The organism is Nocardia fodinahabitans (assembly GCF_052983615.1).
Genome location: NZ_JBRJJC010000002.1, coordinates 37,408 through 55,613, shown reverse-complemented (window position 1 = coordinate 55,613; position 18,206 = coordinate 37,408). Strand labels below are relative to the sequence as shown.

The 18,206-nt window shown below is 66.9% G+C and carries 14 protein-coding genes; all 14 read right to left on the bottom strand.

Translation table 11 applies throughout. The annotated features are described in order from the left end of the window. Positions 1–71: 71 nt before the first annotated feature. The gene (gene mobF, locus NV348_RS36220) at positions 72–5,972 is read right to left on the bottom strand and encodes a MobF family relaxase (RefSeq protein ID WP_447151277.1); all 5,901 of its coding nucleotides are present in this window, start codon (positions 5,970–5,972) and stop codon (positions 72–74) included. Positions 5,973–6,460: 488 nt separating this feature from the next. Beyond that, the gene (locus NV348_RS36215; RefSeq protein ID WP_447150881.1) at positions 6,461–7,117 is read right to left on the bottom strand and encodes a hypothetical protein; all 657 of its coding nucleotides are present in this window, start codon (positions 7,115–7,117) and stop codon (positions 6,461–6,463) included. Between the two features lie 216 nt (positions 7,118–7,333). Next, positions 7,334–7,675, bottom strand: a complete 342-nt coding sequence (locus tag NV348_RS36210; RefSeq protein WP_447150880.1) for a hypothetical protein — start codon at positions 7,673–7,675, stop codon at positions 7,334–7,336. 253 nt (positions 7,676–7,928) lie between these two features. Then, positions 7,929–8,198 (bottom strand): hypothetical protein, encoded by a 270-nt coding sequence (locus NV348_RS36205; RefSeq protein ID WP_447151276.1) that lies wholly within the window; start codon positions 8,196–8,198, stop codon positions 7,929–7,931. 553 nt (positions 8,199–8,751) lie between these two features. Then, positions 8,752–10,329, bottom strand: a complete 1,578-nt coding sequence (locus NV348_RS36200) for a hypothetical protein (RefSeq protein WP_447151275.1) — start codon at positions 10,327–10,329, stop codon at positions 8,752–8,754. A gap of 373 nt (positions 10,330–10,702) precedes the next feature. Beyond that, positions 10,703–11,275 carry a single-stranded DNA-binding protein gene (locus tag NV348_RS36195; protein WP_447150878.1) on the bottom strand — a complete coding sequence of 191 codons (573 nt, stop codon included), beginning with the start codon at positions 11,273–11,275 and terminating at the stop codon, positions 10,703–10,705. Positions 11,276–11,502: 227 nt separating this feature from the next. Beyond that, the gene (locus NV348_RS36190) at positions 11,503–12,648 is read right to left on the bottom strand and encodes a DUF4192 domain-containing protein (protein ID WP_447150877.1); all 1,146 of its coding nucleotides are present in this window, start codon (positions 12,646–12,648) and stop codon (positions 11,503–11,505) included. A 560-nt stretch (positions 12,649–13,208) separates the two neighbouring features. After that, on the bottom strand, positions 13,209–13,520 hold the full coding sequence (locus tag NV348_RS36185) for a hypothetical protein (protein ID WP_447150876.1): 312 nt from the start codon (positions 13,518–13,520) through the stop codon (positions 13,209–13,211). Positions 13,521–13,652: 132 nt separating this feature from the next. Beyond that, positions 13,653–13,883, bottom strand: a complete 231-nt coding sequence (locus NV348_RS36180; RefSeq protein WP_447151274.1) for a hypothetical protein — start codon at positions 13,881–13,883, stop codon at positions 13,653–13,655. Positions 13,884–14,056: 173 nt separating this feature from the next. After that, positions 14,057–14,638, bottom strand: a complete 582-nt coding sequence (locus tag NV348_RS36175) for a hypothetical protein (protein WP_447150874.1) — start codon at positions 14,636–14,638, stop codon at positions 14,057–14,059. A 45-nt stretch (positions 14,639–14,683) separates the two neighbouring features. After that, complete coding sequence (locus NV348_RS36170; RefSeq protein ID WP_447150873.1) at positions 14,684–15,505, bottom strand: class I SAM-dependent methyltransferase; 822 nt, start codon at positions 15,503–15,505, stop codon at positions 14,684–14,686. A 140-nt stretch (positions 15,506–15,645) separates the two neighbouring features. Beyond that, on the bottom strand, positions 15,646–17,061 hold the full coding sequence (locus NV348_RS36165; RefSeq protein WP_447151273.1) for a DUF3560 domain-containing protein: 1,416 nt from the start codon (positions 17,059–17,061) through the stop codon (positions 15,646–15,648). A gap of 124 nt (positions 17,062–17,185) precedes the next feature. Continuing rightward, entirely contained in the window at positions 17,186–17,746 is a 561-nt protein-coding gene (locus NV348_RS36160) for a hypothetical protein (protein ID WP_447151272.1), read from the bottom strand. A gap of 73 nt (positions 17,747–17,819) precedes the next feature. Next, entirely contained in the window at positions 17,820–18,128 is a 309-nt protein-coding gene (locus NV348_RS36155; RefSeq protein ID WP_447151271.1) for a hypothetical protein, read from the bottom strand. Positions 18,129–18,206: the final 78 nt, after the last annotated feature.

Below are 18,206 nucleotides of genomic sequence, written 5' to 3'. Positions count from 1 at the left end.
GTCGCGGGGTCGCCCATGTTCGTTGACTGCGTCTCGCCTTGGGCGCGAATACTCGTCTGCTGATCCGTCGACTAGAGACCCAGGCCTGGCCGATGATCCGGCCCCCTGGGCTCTAGCTCATAGTGTTCCGCCACGGCGAACTCATCGGCTGTGGCCTCGTGCTGCAGCCGTGCGCTTTCCTCCAGTCGCCGTTGCAGGTCGGTCAGAGCGTGCCGCCTGTGGTGTTCTGCCTGATGGGCAGTGAGCTCGGATTCGATCCCTTGCTGTAATGCCTCGACGGTGGAATTGCGTGCGACGGTGTGCTCGACGGCGGCTCGAGCCTGTTCTTCGGTCCGCCGCGCCTCGTCGGCGGCAGCGGCGTGTTCAGCTCTGGCATTGAGTTCGTTGGCGTGCCGGTTCGCCGCGCGGGCGATGTCGCGAGCTTGCTGGTGAACGTCGCGCCGCTCGCGGTGTTCACGGGTCAAGGTGTTGATGCGGCTCTGAATCGTATTGCGCGCCGCACGTCGGATCAGCGGTAGCGCGTCGAGCGCTTCGCGTGCGGTGGCGAGCGCATCGCTGGTGGCGCGGAGCCGGCTAATGGCGCTGTCGAGTTCGTCAGCGTGCACTCGCGCGGTGTGGCGGGCGTTGTCGGCGTCATGCTGGAGCGCGACGACGGCAGGGTCGGGCTCAATGTCGAGGTTCTCGTGTCGGGTGGGTGCGAAGAACTCGGCCTCGGTGGCGATGTTGCTGAGCCGCTGGGCAAGTCCTTCGATCGCGTCGGCGAGCTCGCGATCGGAAAGGCGCTGCAAGGGATCGAGGACCGGGAGTCGTTGTTCGGTAAGCGGATTATCGGCCAGCCACTGTTGGATGACGGCGCGCCCGGCCGGGTCGAGTGCCCGCCAGTCGCGGCGCAGCATCGCCAACGCCGCTGGCGCAGGGTGTGTATCGGCGATGTGAGCGCATCGCGTGGCGAGATGATCGGCAGGGTCGTGGTCAGGAATACCTGGCCGTTCGTTGTCGCGGCAGGAGTGGCACAGTCCGTCGTCGGAGTGTCGCGGGGGCACGGGGGAACTGGCGTTGCGGGGGCGTTCGATGCTGCAGTCGACACACGGTAGGCCGACGATGGCGGGCATGGCGGCAAGGTCGTAGTCGATCGGGAAACCACCTGCGGCTGTTCGGGGACGGTCTGTCGGCGTCAGATCACGGCTGTCGAAAGGTTCGGCATCATCGCTATAGGTGTCGAAGGCATCGTTGCCCGCTGCCTGGATCGGGTCGAATACCGCCGGTGTAACTGCCGGGTCGACGTGTTCACGATGGTCGTAGACGGGATGGGAGCGGCCACGATCCTGTTCGGTGTCGCGGCGGAAGGTGTGTGGATCGGTCGAGGGTGTGCACGCGTGGATCAACGCTCGGTGTAGCGGGAATCGTTGGGCAGCCCAGCGAAGTCGAGCTCGCGCGACGGGGAAGCTGTTCTGATAGAGGGTTTCCGAGACAGCGGTGAGCACCGCGTGTTCGTCGTCGGAGAGCTCGCTTCTGAATGTTCGGAATGCGGAGACGGCGTCAGAGACTCGTCCTGTCGCGAACAGACGTGCGATGTATTCGACCCCGGTAGCGAGGTCGCCTCCACCGTGGCGACCGTCGATGTCTGCGATGAGGGCATCGTTCGTGGCTGGCGTGCTCGGTTCTGCCGCGACAACGGCGGTCGGCGGCTCGTCGTTGGCGGTTGGTGTTGGCGGTTCAGGTGCGGTCGGAGTTGGAGCCGAGGCGGCTGGTTGCGCTGTCGGGGCCTGGTGGTGGAGGACGTCGATGCGCCAGGCCAGCGCTGCGGTGAGCTGGTCAGGGCGCAGCGGGGCAGCGTCGTCGGGTTGGGCTCCTTGCAGGAGTTCGTGGGCGGTGCTGAGGAGGTCGTGGGGTGCCCAGCTGTTGGTGGCGCGTTCGACCGCGGCGACGACGCGTGGCCACGCCGCTTCGGTGGTGACTTGGTCAGCAAGAACTGTGCCGAGGATGGCTTCGAGGTCGGGCAGCCACTGTGGCCGGAGCGGATCGGCGCCGGTGGTGTCGAGCGCAGACGGTTCGAGTTGCAGGCGCGCCCACAGTGCCGCCGCGGGCATCTCATCGGGCAGCGGGTGGTGGGTGGAGGCGTCGGTGAGCAGGGTGGTGATGTCGAGTCCGGCGCGGTCGGCGAGGTCGATCTTGTCGGCCACGATCGGCCAGTAGGAGTCGGTGGTGATGCGGGGATCGATGTTGTCGACGACTTCGGCCCACCGGTTGCGCGGGAGTGACGGATCCCCGTGGGCGTCGATGATCTGTTGTTCGAGGTGCTGTTGGTGGATCCGTTCGACGTCGGTGTAGCGAGCGGGGCCGGTCGGACGAGCATCAGTGTCAGCGACATGTAAACCTGCCCTCCACACTGCGAGCTCGCCGAGCAAGGCGGGGTCGGTACCCAGCAGCGGTCGCGCCCATGGTGGTGCGGTGCTCGGTGTCCACTGGTGTGTGGTGTCGCGGATCTGTGTGGCGAGAGCGACCACGATCTGTTCGCGGGCCAGAACTGGCTCGGCGAGAGCCTGAGCGATGACACCGCTGGGGAGTCCAGGTGTCCAGGGAAGGGGCCCCGTGCCCGCGGAGTGAGCACCGGTGGGATCCAGGCGCCAGTCCAGCACCGCCGCTGGATCGTCGGCGGTGTCGAGTTCCCGTGTGCCAGCCGCAGCGCGAAGCGTGGCGATTGGATCGGCACCGGTGAGCGCAATCAAGGCGAGGTGTTGGCGCAGTACGGGGTACGCAGGACTGTCGGTCAGGTTCGGGTGAACGGAGTCGGCGGCATGGTCGAGGGCTTCGAGTCGGTCAGGACCGAGTGCGTGTTCGGCGGCCAGGCCGAGAGTGTCGAGGTAGATATCGACCGCGCGCCCGATCCGCAGTGTCGGCTCGAGAGCATCGCGCAGTTCGGTGTGTGCGGACTTTTGTGCTCCGTCGCGGGCCATCACGCGGTGCAGGATCTCGATGGCGGTGCGTGGGTAGGTGGCGGGTTGGGTGTAGATCGCGCCTTCGGCACCGTCGAGCGCGGTGACGATGTAGGTGTGGTTGGCGTGGATTCCGCGGGTCATCGCGACGTAGAACTGTTGGCGTGATTCGCGTCCGGACAGCGCGACGTGGCATGTGTCGGCGGTGATTCCCTGCGCGGAATCAATCGTTGCGGCGTACCCGAGGCGCACATGTTGGCGCACATACTCGACCGGCAGCCGCACCGTTTCGTCGCTGTCGGCGCCACGGTGGCGGTGCGAAACGGTGAGTGAGCCGTCGTTGTGGACGTTGGTCACTGTCCAGGAGTAGCCGTTGCGAACCCAGTCGTGTTTACCGAAACGCAGCTTCGGGTTATTGCGTCGCGTGCGCACGGTGTCACCGATCGAGGCGAGGAGTCCGTCGGTGAGAACGACTTCTGGTCCGGGTTCGGCGCCGGTTCGAGCGAGTCGGTCAGCGCGTGCACGGGCGTTTAGTGCCGTCACTACCTCGTGCGTAGGCGCCAGCATGACCGCGTCGCGGCCCGCGAGATCATCGGCGGCCCAAGCTTGGTAGGTGTCGTCGTAGACCGACCCGGTGTGCCCGGCATGGATGCGGTTGTTGTCCAGGTACCAGGCCAGCGCAGCGGGGTCGCCCTCGCGCAGCCCGATCGAGGCGGTCGCCTCGGCGGTCGAGGCGAACCGGACCACATGGGACAGGGTGAGGGTTTGTTCGGGGGAGGCGGCGTTCATGTCGGCGTCGGCGCCGCCGGCTTCGATCGAGGGGAGTTGTTTGTCGTCGCCGATGCAGCGCACCGTAGCCCCGCGTCCAGCCAGAAATTGCAGCAGGCATAGCCGTTTGGTGTTGCCTAGTTTGACGTGTTCGTCGACGATCACCAGGGTTCGGGAGTCGATATCGAGGACCCATTGGGGCAACGCGGGTGGATGATCACCGGCGATGGAGGGGCTGTTCGGGGTGGGGGTGTGGCGGTTGATGACGTCGAGGAGTTTGTCGACGGTCTCTGCCCGGGTGCCGATCGACTCTCCGAGCACCGCGGCCGCGGCTGCGGTGGGGGCCATCCCGAGCACGGTTCCGCCACCGGAATGCCATGCGGTGGTGAGGACTTGCATCGCGGTGGTTTTGCCGGTTCCGGCCGGGGCGTTGGCGGTATGGACACGCAGCCCTGAGGTGGCGAAGGAGGAGATGACACCGATCTGGCCGGCGTTGAGCGGGCGATCGGGGTTTGCGGTGTTGTAGTCGGAGACCGACTTGGCCACCAGTTCCGCGTCGAGAACGCGGGCGCCAGGTTCGACCGACAGCTCGATCAACGCTGCTTCGGCATCCAGGGTGGATTCGGTGGTGTAGATCTGGGAGTTCGCACGGACATGGATAGCGGTGGAGTCGTTGCGACCCAACCACGTCGGCGCTGCTCGCAGCACCGGTTGTCCGGTGAGGTCAGGGTCACCGCGTGCAACTGCTGACGGTGGTGACAGCGCTTCGGCGACAACCCTTTCCGGGATCCAGTGCCAGTCGGCTGGGGCGATTCGGCCGCGAAGTTGGCGTTCGACCTCGGCACGCAGGTTGAACACCCGCCATGTCGAACGCCGCGCCGAGACTCCGGCCAGGGCGCGCTCGGCGGCCGCGGTGATGAACGCGGCATCGGGACTCGGTCGCGGTGTCGGCGGCGCTGACATCGCGCGGGTCACGATGTTTTCGATGGTGTCGCGCCCGTCGAACAATTGCCTGGCCTGGGCGGCCCAGATGTCGCGCTGCTCAGCGAGTGAGGCCACGAGATGTTTGGTCGGGCGGGTTTCCAACGTCGCGCGATCGGACAGGTCATAGACCTCTTTCGGGGATGGTTCACGCCCGAACGTTGTCTGGAATGCTGCGGTGAGCTGGTCGAGGCGCGCGACGATCGCCGCACCCCGCTGCGACCACGAATCGATCAACTCCAGTGGGACACCGACAATTTCACGGATCTGGACCTGTTCAGGCGTGCGCCCGGGTCGGGCTTCGAACTGCAAATCGAGGTCAGCTTCGAGGTGGTGCTCGACTCGGGAGTCATAGATTTCCGAGGCGGTGACGACGGCTTCGTGCAGGGTTTTGGAGTCGATGGTGCGCCATTTGCCGTCGAGGGTGCGGACGCGGTTGGCGATCAGGACGTGGGTGTGCAGGTCGGGATCGCCTGCGCGGCTGTCGCGATGGGTGAATCCCGCGGCGACGATGCCGTCGACGTCGACCTGCCGGATCCCGTTGCGGCCCAGGCGAGTGAAGATCGCGTTGTTCTCCAACCAGTTCAACGCATCTTCGATCGCGCGCCGATGCGCGGCCTCGATCCGCTGCGAAACCTCGGGAGAGGCGAGCGCCCACAGGACGGAGACGCTCTTGACGGGGCTGAAGGTGATGTCGAAACCGGCGACGGCCGCGTGTTTCGGGCGCGAGTTCTTCGCGACCCATCCCGACAATTCCCGGGCATTCAATGGTGGGCGGTCGTACTCGTTGCGGAACATTTCTGTCGCGACTTGTGTGCGGATTCGTGCGCGTTCGTCGTCTCCGATTGCGGTGGTGGGTGGGAGGTTCTGCTCGGAATTGTGTGCGCGGAAGGCGTCGGAGCATTGTTTCCTGTACTGGGAGTGGGCTTCATAGACCGCGAACTCGTTGCCCAATTTTGATGCTTTCTCCGCGGCTCGGGTGGCTTCGCGGTCGTTGGCACCGAGGGTGATCTGGTGCGCGTAGACCCGGTCTTCGATCTGTTCGGCGTTCGGGTGGATGCCCAGTCCGAACAGTGACTTCATCTGCGACTCTGTTACTTCCTCGCCCGGTTGGATGTCGAGCGCGGCGAGGCCGGTGCCTTGCCAGCGTCCGGGTGCTTCGCCGTGGGCTGAGTAGTAGTCGGCCAGCGAGGAGCGCCCACGCGCTGTGGTGTCGTTGGCGGCGATGTTGCGTAAATAGTACTGGTATCCGTTTCCTGCAGAGACTCTGTGAATGGTTGCGACCATGCCTCCATGAAGCGGCGATAATTCGCGCTGCGCAAGGGGTGAATTTTCGAATTGGACTACGCTGCACAACTTTCGACAACTCTCGACGCGGAAGTTATCGAATTGCAATTCCTGAATGCCAGACGTCTGCTTGTTTTAAAGGGGGGAAGGGGCTGGAAGTGAGAGTGAGACGGGGTGAAGAAGGGGATGCGATGGCAGGCTGGTGGAGGCGGTGGATGGTGTGGTGAGGCGGTGCAGTGGGCGGGAGGACGGTGATGCAGGGGGGCGGCTGTCGCGGCTGGAGCGGTGGGAGCCTGGATGCTCGTGGCTGCCGCGATCACTCGATGCCGTGCGCGCGCTTACCACGGCGGCTTCGGTGTCGTATTCCGGGGACGGTCGGCGAAGTTCAGGACCAGTATTGCGGGCACAGGTGAGCCCGACTGGGGCAAGCGATCTGAGCCAGCGGGTAGGCGCCCTCGTGCCGGGTGGAGCCGAGAGCTCCGGTGGGTTCAGTCGATCCCGTCCCCGGCAGGTCGGCGGCGGGTTCCTTCGGGGGTGAAGACGAAGGAGTCTGCGAACGGGCCGGAGCCGCAGCGGATCGCGAGCAGGATCGCGTCGATGTGCATCGGCGGCCAGGTCGGTTGCGTGTCCGCATCGACACCGTTCCACAGATGGAAGATGACCATCGGATCGGACTTGTCCGCGGTTGCGTAGGCCAGCGTCTTCTCATACAGGGGGTTGGTTCCGCCGAACAGCACACTGGGTTCACCGAAGGCGTCGACGACATCGCTCCAGGAGTGGTCCTGCTCGGCGAACGGTTCGATCGAGCCGCGCAACTGGGCGTACTCGTCTGGTGTCAACGTTCGATCCAGCCTGAGCCAGCCGTGATCACGGGCAGCTTCGGCATACATCGACGGCAACGCGGACTTCAGGTTGTCCGGTAGCAGTCGTGCGAGGGCACCCTGGACGCCGGTCGGGGCGAAAGCGTTCCGATCACGCCACGACTCGTAGACCTCTTCTACGCTGTGGCCTTGGTCCTCGAGATAGAAGAGGTGGTCGAACAGTGTCCACAGGGCCGCCTCACCGCCGAACATGCCCAGTCGCCGCAGCATGTCGTTGACTTGGTCGATCAGGTACATGCGCATTTCGTGCGCCGAGCGGACCATCAGAGCGTTTCGTCTTCCTCGCGACCGCCGGGGCAGGCCCGGCAACCAACCGATACGTTATGCGCGGATCATGGTGCCATGCGCGGATCGGTCAGGTGGGACCGAGACATGGTGCCGGGGCACGCGACGCCCCGCCGTGGCGAAGTGCTGGCCTACTCGCCGAATCAGATCGAAGGCGGATGTTGTTCACGGCGGACTCCGTTCGGTTTTCGTGGATCAACCCGGCTGCGGGAGGTGGAGCCAGCCGACCGCAGCGCACGCGTAGTGACGGATACCGCGGGCATGGTCGGTGCCGAGGGCAAAGACATCCCCGACCGACAACGACCGCAGGCGCCGTCGATACCAGCGGCGGGTGTGGTGGAGGTCGCCGGGACCGGGGTGATCGTTGAGGGCGGCGAAAACTCGCTCGAGGATGGCGGGATCGTCGTCGGCGGTTGCGCGCACGGCGTGATCGAGCAGGAATCGGTCTGCCAGCAGGAAGATCCCACCGGGGCGGTAGCCGTGGATCAACGAGTGCGGATCAGTGGACAGGTACACCGTGACCATAACCGGCGGCACAGGCCGACCTCGGAGCTGGGCGAGGCGTCGGCGGCGGGCACGCAGGTACCGGGCGCGGTGGTACACAGCGGAACTCTTCGAGGTGGAAGGGAGGTGATCGGCTGGGCACCGCGAAACGCGCGGTGCCCACATGACAGGTCGGGGCGGCCAGGAAGTGGTCGATGTCGATCGTGGGACCGTCGGTCCAGGACACGATCGCTTCGCGGGCGTCCGACCAGAATCGCTCGGGCCGCAGCGTGAATGCCGCAGTGGGCTAGCGTCGTTGCAGACGCCGTCGCAGCAGGACGCTGTAGCCGGCGGTCTCGGAGGGGTCGTGCGGTGCGATGACGAGTTCGACACGTGAGCCGTCGGCGCGGCCGAGTGTGGAGCCGACCATGTTGTCGAGGGCGTAGGAGTTGTCGCGGTCGAGGTGTTCGGCGCGGGTGGTGTCGAGCATGTCGAGTGCGTCGTCGGCGGTCAGGGCATCGGCGAGGAGACGATCGGCGGCGTAGAGGGCGTAGGTCGTGGGCGACACGATGCTCATCGGGAACCGCCTGCGTCGGAGGGAGCCGGGGTGGAAGCGGTGGGTAGATGGGTGCGCCGCGGCGGGGGCACGTGATGCCAGCCCACAGGCGCGCAGGCGTAATGACGGGTGCCCAGCGCCACCACGTCGCCGACCGACAACGACCGGTTCCCGCAGCCGTACCAGTGCTCGCTGAGATACTCGTCGCCCTCGTCGGGGTGGTCGTTGAGCGCGGCGAAGATCCGATCGAGAACGACTTGATCGGAGAACTCGCGTCGAAGATCCGGCTAAGGATCGTGTAGTCGGCGGTGCGCATGGAGATGTCGAGCGCGAACCGGTCGGCACGCACGAGCTGCGAGGCGGGGGTGTAGCCGTGGACGATGGTGTGAAGGTCGGCCAGATACACGGTGACCCACACGACGCGCGCACGGCGGGCGCGTTGGCGGACGTGGCGACGTCGGGCGCGGGTGTGTCGGGGACGGTGGAACACCGAGAACCTCCGTGGGAGAAGTGGGATCGGCTGGGCACCGATCGCTCGGTGCCCAGCCGGAAATCAGTTGAACGTGAACAGGGCTCAGACTGCGGCGGGAGTCGTGGCCGCGGGTGTGTGCAGGCCGAGCCAGACCCGGCACTTGGTGCAGAACCCGTCGTCGTGGATGGGTGTGCACTGGGTGCAGCCCTCGCACCGTCCGTGCCGCATCCCGGCAGGCAGCTCTCGCCGGCCGCGGCGCGGTGAGCGCGGCGCGGGCACCGGATCGGACGCGTCACGCTCGGGCACCGCCGGCGCGCCGGGCAGATCCGGATGTTCGAGCAGGAACCGGTCGAGGACCTGAGTCATCCACTCGGGTGCTCGACGCGCGACCTCGGCGATCAACGCCCGCGCTGCGCGCGGGTAGTGCTCGGCGAAGTAGGCGCAGTAGGCGGCGGCGAGGTCACCGAGACCGAATCCCTCTGGCAGCGGTGCCAGGCCGAGAGCGCCGTCGGCCCGGCAGTGATCGCACAAGCCGTCATCGGAGCGCACCAGCCCGTCGTGGTGGTGGAGAGGACGCTGGTCGACGGCGGGGCGTTCGACAAAGCACGACACGCACCGCCAGCCGTGGACCGGGATCATCGCCTCGGCCACGTCGTCGATGCTGCTGCCGTAGTACTCGCCGGTGTCGCGTCGATCGGTGCGTGAGGCCAGCCCGGTGCGGCGCTGCGCCCAGACCATGCTGTTCTCCAGCGATTTCACCGGCGCCCCGGCGAGGGCGCGATCGAGTGTGTGCTGGTGGGCGACGAACTGGCCGTACTGGTGATCCCAGATCGCCTCGGTCAGCTCGGCCGGCTTGGGTGCGGGCTCCCCGGGATAGCGCGGCACCCATCCACGCGGGGCGTGCTCTTCGCCGATCACGCTCACCCCGCGGGCGACCAGGGCTGCCAGCTTGCGGCGCAATCGGTCCTGTCGTTGGAAGTCGGTGTCGACGAACAACGACTCGGCGACGTAGTCGGTGACGTGGTCGGGTTCGACCTCGGCGCGGCGGCGCTTGCCGCGAGTGGCCAGGCGAGCACGGATCTGCTCGGGTGAGAGCCGAGACGCGTCGGTGTCTCGCGACGGTGTCAGGTGCAGCCGCGACGTGGCGCTGCGCCAGTACCGCATGGGCTGTCGTGGCATCTCGGCGACCTCGAGCTGGACGTGCAGCTTGGCGATCTCCTCGTCGACGCTCGTGCCATACGCGGCGGCGCGGGCTTGGGCGATCTTGTCCAGGACCTGATCGTCGTGGCAGTGCAGTCCCGGGTCGGTGTCGGGCACCAGCTCGACCAACCGTTCTCGTTCGAGTTCATCGCCCTCGATCCAGCGGGCACGCAGCCGACGCAGCGCGGCCTGGTAGGGATGCAGGGTGAACACGTCGACGAGGTAGTCGAGCAGGTCCCAGTCGGCGTCGGTCGCCAGATCCAGCACGTCACGGAATGCCCGCTTGGCTGCGCGCCGATCGAGGTCGAACATGATCGCGATGTGGCCGATCGCGGTGAGGAACGCTCGCGTGCTCGGCACGGGCACCTCGGGGTCCGGGACGGGTGCGGGCGAGCTGGAATCGGGGATGGCGTACCAGTCGGCTTCGGAGGCCACGGCGCTCGTGCCGTGGTCGGTGGCGGGTGCGGCGAGAATGGTCACGGGGATCTCCTGACAGAGTCGAGATGACGGCGGCACCCGAGCGCGCTGGAACGCCACGCTTTTCGCGAAACGAGGGGTGCCGGGCTGGGGTGGGCCCAGCCGAGGGCGATAGACCAGGACGGCGGGCGACACGGCGGAGGGAACGCGCCTGGGCGTGCGGAAACGAATTCCTGTACGCGACCGCCGGATCCGGCTGGAAACGGCACGGGAATTCGTTTGCGCCGGGCGCGGGCCCGCAGCCGTGGCGCACGACGGCCTGGTAGCCCTCGAGCGGCTGGGTCCACCCCAGACCGTCACCCCGGACCCACCTCCACCGACCCGACTGCGGGGCCGGTGGAAACGAGCACGACGGCACGGACCTGGAAGCCGCCGGTCAGAAGGGCGGCTCGTCGGCGGACACGCCCGCCACGGCGCTGGCGAACACCGGGGTGGCCCACGGACCGTCTCCGGCACGGTCGCCCGCCGCGGAGTTGTCGGTCGACCACGCGTCGGCAACGGCGGCGTCGCGGCTACCGACGGAACTGGCCGGGCGAGTTCCGGATCGGCCGAATCCGTTGGTGGCCTGGTTGCCGTTGCCGTTGCCGTTGGTGCGGGTGACCTTTGCTGTGGCGTAGCGCAGGCTGGGCCCGATCTCGTCGACGTCGAGCTCGACCACCGTGCGCTTCTCGCCCTCGTTGGTCTGGAAACTGCGCTGCCTGAGCTTGCCGACCACCAGCACCCTCGCGCCCTTGCTCAGGCTTTCCGCCGCGTGCTCGGCGACCTCGCGCCACAGGTTGCACCGCATGAACAGCGGCTGTCCGTCACGCCACTGGTTGGTCGTGCGGTCGAAGACCCGCGGAGTCGAGGCGACGGTGCAGTTGGCCACCGCCGTTCCCGCGGGCGTGAACTTCAGCTCGATGTCGGAGCAGAGATTCCCGATCAGGGGAAGCATCGTTTCGCCTGCCATAACAGTCCTTTCCAATCATGAGGAGGGCAACACAGGTCCCGAAGTGCGGGAGGTTCCGATGTCGCGGAAGCGAATCGGGATCGAGCGGATCTGCGTCGACGGGTCGTAGGAGCCGTGCCGCGCAGGGGGGTGACCGGACGGCCCACCACCGGATCGCTACGAGCGCGCCGATGCCGACAGGCCCGCGGAGTTGGTTGTTGATCGCAGCGATGCCGCCCGGCGGCGGATCAGCAGATTCGGTCGTCCTCGGTCGGGCGGAGGTCGATGCCGAGATCGGCCGCGACCTGAAGCCCGAGCTGCGCGATCCTGCGGATGTTGTCGGGGTGCAGTCCTTCAGTGAGGGACACGTGGAGCAGGACTGCCATCGGATGCGACGGCTCCGCCTGCAAGGCTGCGTCGAGGCAGACCGCGGCGTGTGTGCCGTGTCTGCGGTAATAGGCGTCGTAGCCGCACAGCACCGCGGCCTCGGCTCGATCATGGCCGGTGCTGGCTCGTGCGATCAGGTGCCACAGCTGTTGGGCGGCAGGGGCCAGCGCGGTAGCGGCCAGCCCGAACATGACGTCGCGGATGGTGCGGTCACGCAGCGCGGCCACGACAGCGGCAAGATCTGCTGGAGCACAACCGGCGTCACCGAAATCAGCGATCAATGCCAACAGCCACTTCGCGGTGGCACGCTGGTGGGTGTTGCCCTGGTCGTCCACGACAGCAGCGGCCAGGCTGTCGCGGTAGCGCGTGATCGCCGGGCCGAGATGCGGTTGCACCTCGGCGGCCAGGACGGGATCCGGGTAGAGCAGTGCGGCGATTTCCTCGCGTGAACTCCGTATCTGAACGCCGTCGAGGACTTGGGCCAGCGCGATCGGCGAGGCACGGGGATCGGCCACCAATCCCGTGCCGCCCGCGTCGAGCCCTGTGCCGTGGACATCGAGCAGGCCGTGATACCGCGCGCCGCTGGTGATCGCGCGCACGAACCACGCGTTGGACAGTCCGACGGTCATTTCCCGCAGCAACCGCACGGCCACACACGCGGTCTCGGCAGCCCGGGGGCGGTCATCGACGATCACCGCCATGGCGCCGACGGCGCCTTCGTTCTCGCAGATGACATCGAGGCGGTTCACCATCTCGTCGGCGCTGGGCAGATCGGTGATGGCGTCGACGTCGAACCGAAGTGCCGAACGGACCATGCGTTCACCGGCAGGCACCCCGTCGGATCCATCGGAGCGGCGGATCAGGACCAGGATCACCGACCGGGTGGGAAAGAATCCGAGCATCGCGGGCAGGGAAGCGATCAACTCACCCGGGGCGTCGAGTTTCAACCTCCCGTCGGCCTCGGTGCCGAGGTCGGACTCTGTTGAACGTTCATCGTCGGCATTCATGAAGGTGCACTCCTTGGGAAGGCAGGGATGACGAAGGGCTGCGCAGTGAGGGCGCTGGCCTCGGCTGTGGTGGTCACCGGCGAATTGGTCGAGGGTCGTTCGTCCAGAACGGAGCCCACCGCGGACCGGAACGATCGCGGCGGCCCTGGAGACGCTCGGAGGACGTCGCGTCAGGTCTGCCCGAGCTGTGGTTCGTCGGACAGCCACCACTGCTGCTGGCAGGCGGCGGGGGTGACGAGTGATCGATTACTGTCGAACGCATGTGCGAATCGGTGGTGTGTGTATCGACGCGGCCGTATCTACGCGAGGGCACGCGGACCGAGCCCTGGCCGCGGTTCTGTCCGAACGGCCACCGCCTCGGGCCCGGCCGCGCGCTGGTGTCCGCAGTGCCGTGTCGCCGGATCGGCGGTCACCACCGCACGACCACCTGCCTCGCGTGTGGAGCGAAGATCTACAGCCCACCCGCCCACGACGACTGCGAGTGCTGAACCACCACAGACCCGACGGTCGTGCCGGGCGTCATCGATTCTGTCGTCGCCCCCCGACTGCGGATGGTTCAGTCAGCCGAACTGGTCGTAGTCACGGGGATGATCGGGGGTTTCGGCGCTGTAGGAGGCGCCCATCCCGGCAGGGAGGCGGAACCCTTCCCATATCGTCGTGATGCGCCAGCGGTGCATTCCGCGTTGTGGTCGATCGCTGATCAGGACTTGGACGATCCGTTTGCGGGCGCCGGAGATCTTGGACTCGCGCACATAGGCGACCAAGTCATGGAAGTCCTCGAAGTGCGGCCCGTAAGCGTTCCACGCGGTGTCGTAGTCGTTGCGCACCAGCAGCCGAAGCGGCATGTGGGCGGGACGGAAACGCTCCGGCATCTGCACTCCTTGCACAAGAGGTGCGGGTCATCGGGAACTGGTGGCCGGTCGCGCGTTGTCCCGGGTGATCGACATCGTGGCGAGGTCGTGGCATCGTTGCGGTCTTCATGTCGAAGATCCGCCCGCCCGGGGTCAGCGACCGGCGGTAACGTTGATCGGGCACAGGTGCCGCGCGCCGACCGGGTGGGATTCGGCGTCGGTGTAGCTCCAGTGGCGGCCGTCCCAATCCGGGAACTGTCCGCGCCAGCGCCTCATGGTGTGCTCACCGAGCGCGGCCGCCGAACCGGCGCCACCGGCACGTTCGGCGCGGTCGAACTCGGCGGCAGTCACAGTGAGAGTCGTCGGCGGGTCGATCTCGGCCATGGAAATCGCATCTCCTTCAGAGGTGAGGTTCAGGGACAGACAGATGTGGCAGGTCTCGGTGTACGACGATGTCGCCCCTCCGCCATGCAGAGCGCATCGTCGGCGAACAGGCCGAATCGTGATCCGTTCTCACGCTGGCGAATCCGGGGCAGGCCCAACGCGGGGGCTGCGGGTCAGTGGAGTCCTCGCACGGTTCGCAACTGTGTCCAGGCAGCGTCGGCTTCGCCGCGGGCGTATTGCAGGCGCTGGTAGGTGTGCTGGCGGAGGGCGCCGACGGCCTCGAGCTCGCGGGCGAGCCTTTCTCGACGTTCGTGGGTGCGATGATGCCGATAGCGGGCGGCGCGCTCGTCGGTGAGGTATTCGCCGGTGATCGCGACGACGGTGTCGATGACGAGTTCACGCCGTGTCGGCTCGACGGTGTCGAGCGGGAATCCGAGTTCGACGTGGAAGCGTCCGGGCTCGCCCAGACACACCGCGGCGGGACCGTGCCCGTGATCGCCGGGCTGGAATCGGACGAGCACCCGCGGGTACCCCAGCAGATTGCCCTCGACCCGCGGACCGAAGAACTGCGCGATGACCATCGGCCGGACCTGCGGTATCGCGTCGACGAATGGGCGGTGTTGGCCCATATCGAGGAGGACCTCACCCGACAGCGGGGCTCTGTCGGCGGCGACGAGGGTATAGGCCGCCGCGAACTCGTTCGCGAACTGGTTGGCACGGGCGTGATTGCTGGGTTCGAAACCTGCTGCGGGCATGGGGGAATCCAGGTCTCTCCTGGTCGACGGGGAATGGTGGCGCGTTCAGCTTGGACGGGCGCGACGGCTGAGTGCTCGGGTGCGCCGATCCATGCGGTCGCTACGGCGGTGCTCGGTCGCGGTGCCGGTGAAGTCGGTGGTGACGATCTCGGTGCGGGGCGGGCGCTGATGCCAGTGCGCGTCGTAGTAGGCGGTGTCGACGCTGCATCCGGGGTCCAGCTCGATGCCCGTCGCCGCAGCGAACCGGCGGTATTCGGCGTCACCGCCGTGCTCGAGCATCTGGTGCTGTCCGCTGTAGCGGAACGGTGCGCAGTTCTGCGGGATCAGGAACACTCCGTACCGTGCGAGGCGGGCGGCGACCGCGATGGCCTGGTATTCGAACCGCGGTCCGCGATAGCCAGCACTGTTGGTGCGGGGTGTGGCGGGTCCGAATGGTGGATTCGCGATCGCGGTGTCGAACAACCCCCACTGATCCCGGGCCAGGTCGAAGATGTCCGCGCACACCCATGTCGCCTCGGGAACGATCTTTCGGCCGATGGCGACGAAGTGGGGGTTGGTCTCGACACAAACCAACTCGCGCACAGACTCTCGACTGGACCCGAGTCCGGGATCGCGGCAGGCGAAGGCGAGGGCTCCGATCCCCGCGCACAGGTCGATGACCCGATCGCCGATGACATCGAGCGACAGGCAGTGCGCCAAACCGACCGGAGTGAAGAACGCCCCGTCGGTCTGCCTGGTCGTCCCGGTAGATTCCTGAAAGTGGGTGAGGACGAACAACTTCTCGTCCTCGGTGAGATCGCGACGGACACCGGCCAGGCCCAGTGCTTCCCGATGCGCGGCGGCCTGAGCGCGGGTGAGTCTGCCCATGGCGGATCGACCTCCGAGAATGTGAGGAGGCCCGACCGCGGTGAGGTCCGGGTCGGGCCGAGGATGGATGGGGAGCGAGATCGGCTTGTCGAGGTGGCCGTTGGGTGCGCGACCGAGCCGCGCAGTGCGCTCTGATCCGATCAGGTGGAGGGATTCCAGGTACGGGCTTCGACGAGACGCCGCACCTGGTTGTGGACCTCTTCGGGCCAGCACAGTGGTGCGGTCACCGCGAACTCCGGCACCGCCAACTCGACAGATTCACCACGCACGCGTCCGGGTTCGCGACGCTCGGCGCGCACCCGGACGCTGGGCGGGTCGCTGACCGGCTGGGGCGGGCTGGTGTGCCAGCCGGGCGGATGTTCCCAGATCGCGGTGTAGTGGACATCGTCGATACGCCAGGACCACGCGTCACTCGAGTGCCAACGATGGTGCTCCACGGTCGTTTTGCCGCCACGGCGTTTCGGGCGCGGTGGCAGCGAGCACGCGTCGGGCTCAGCGAAGACGTCAGGGAAACGCTCGCGAGCCTGTTCCTCGCTCATCAGGGCGGTGATGTCGTGGTAGCGGACCGGATGATCGGCGCCGATCTCACGGGCAACAGTGAGCTTGCCCGCGATGGTGTGCAGATCACCCGCGGGCCGTGAAATATTGACCACCGACACCGATTTCGCGTTCACGCGGGTGATCTGACGCCAGGATTTCCCGCCGAGGCGCACGAAGTCCCCGACCGTGAAATCCTCACGACCCCACCCCGGTGTGAGCCCCTCATCGATCTGGGACTGGCGAACACGCTTCCAGTAGGCGATCTCGCCGTCTCGCTGAGCCACCCGCGCGAGTACCCGCGTGCGATGCTCGCCGGTGGCGGCCTTGGTGGTCTCGACGTGGTGGACCTGTCCGTCGCTGTCGAGGAAGCGGCGACTGTATCCGTCGAGAAGGCGTTGATCGCCGCGCTGATCTGCCTCGAGCACGTCGATGCGATTGGCCACGGCCCGCGGCGAGTACCGGCGCTCGGTCGTGGGTTTCGCCGCCTCGGCACGCTGGTGTGCATGCTCGGCGGCACGATCGGCCAACACCGAACGCCCCCATGCCTTATCGGCGCGATCGAACGCGCGTCGGTGCCGGTGTTCGGAGTAGTGACCGACCTTGATCGGCTCGCCGAAGGGCGGCAACGCTTCGTGGGCCCGCTGGTGTGCCGTCCCTGCCGCGGCGGCTTGGGAGTCGCGTCGTGATGCCTTGTCGACCAGCGCGGAGACCCTGTCGCTCTGACGTTGGGCGCGGGCGGCCTCGGCGTCTTCGACCGCCCGCGCGGTCCGGTCGATGTCGAGCTCGACGGTGTGGTAAGCCTCGCGCAACTGCTTGGCGGTGTAGTCGATGAGGTACTGCTTGGGCTGGCGATCCCGCGAGGACACCACGATCCAGCACCCCAAGCTGCGGGCCCACCGCCAATGCCCGACCACCTTGCGCACCGCCGCCATCACTTCGTAGGTGCCGTCGCCGCGAACGGTGCCCTCAAGCAGGGTGCCGTGCTCGGCGGTGTGGACGATCGTCACTTCGGCCATGACCGGCCTCCTTCCCGTATTCGAGTACGCATGTGTGCATTGATGTGGTGTGTTCTGCCGATGGCAAATCGTTGGTTGGACAGGATCCGTCGAGGTGTCGGGTATTTGACGGCAGCGTGGCCGCTCAGGTCGAGGCCGGGTGCCCATCGCCGCGCCGGGGTGGTCGAGGACGACCCATCGCCGGGCGCCCCGGCGCGCGACGGTTCACCCGAAGCTCCTGGCATGGGTGATACATCGACTGTCCGCCCCGGATTCGTGCCGGGCCCTGCGCACGGCGGGCCCGCAGGAGCACGGTGTTGACCTTGGTGCCCGACGTCGCGAATGCGTCGGCGGGCAGTTCCTCGTGGTCACCGTGCTCGGCGATGAATTCACGCATGGCCCGAAATTTGCGTTCGGTTCGAAAGACATAGTTGCCGGGGGCGATTGCCAACAGCTGCCCGCCCTCGAGCAGAAGGTCCCACGCGGCGTAGAGGTGATCCATCCACACCGTCGGTCGATCCGGTAGAGCGAAGGGCGGGTTCATCACCACCGCTGAGAACATCGGTACCGCGGTCATGGCGAACTGCTCGAAAGTCGCCACCACGACAGTTACCCGCGGATCGCCACCGATTCCGGCGGCCCGCTCGGGATCGGGCTCGACGGCGGTGACCCGCACGTGCGGATTCGCCTCTAGGACCGCACGCACGAGCGCGCCGTCCCCGGCCGAAGGCTCCAGAACATGCGCCCCGACCTCGAGACGAGCGATATCGGAGCCCTCGCTAAGCGACCATCCGTCTGGCTACCGGGTCGGGGGTCGCGAAGTAGGCGTCCAGCACCTGCCGGTCGGTGACAGGAGTCCTGCCGTTCGCGAGGGCCGCCGCGATGACCTCGCCGGGATCGCCGGCGAATACATGGGCTTGATCCCGGCGGCTCCACCTTCCACCCATCGCCTCGACGACCTTGTTCACCTTCTTGTACTCCGCCGAGCTCAGCCGCTTCGGAAGAAGCAGTCTGTTGCCTTCGATACGTGATTGGTCCAGAATCTCCCGCACGAACTCCGAGACCGATCGAGATGTTCTGACGGCCATGTGAGGTCACCTTTCATGTGGCTGGCGCCGAGAAGACGCAGTGGGCTCGGCAGAGCACACACGGTGCGGGAAGCGAGC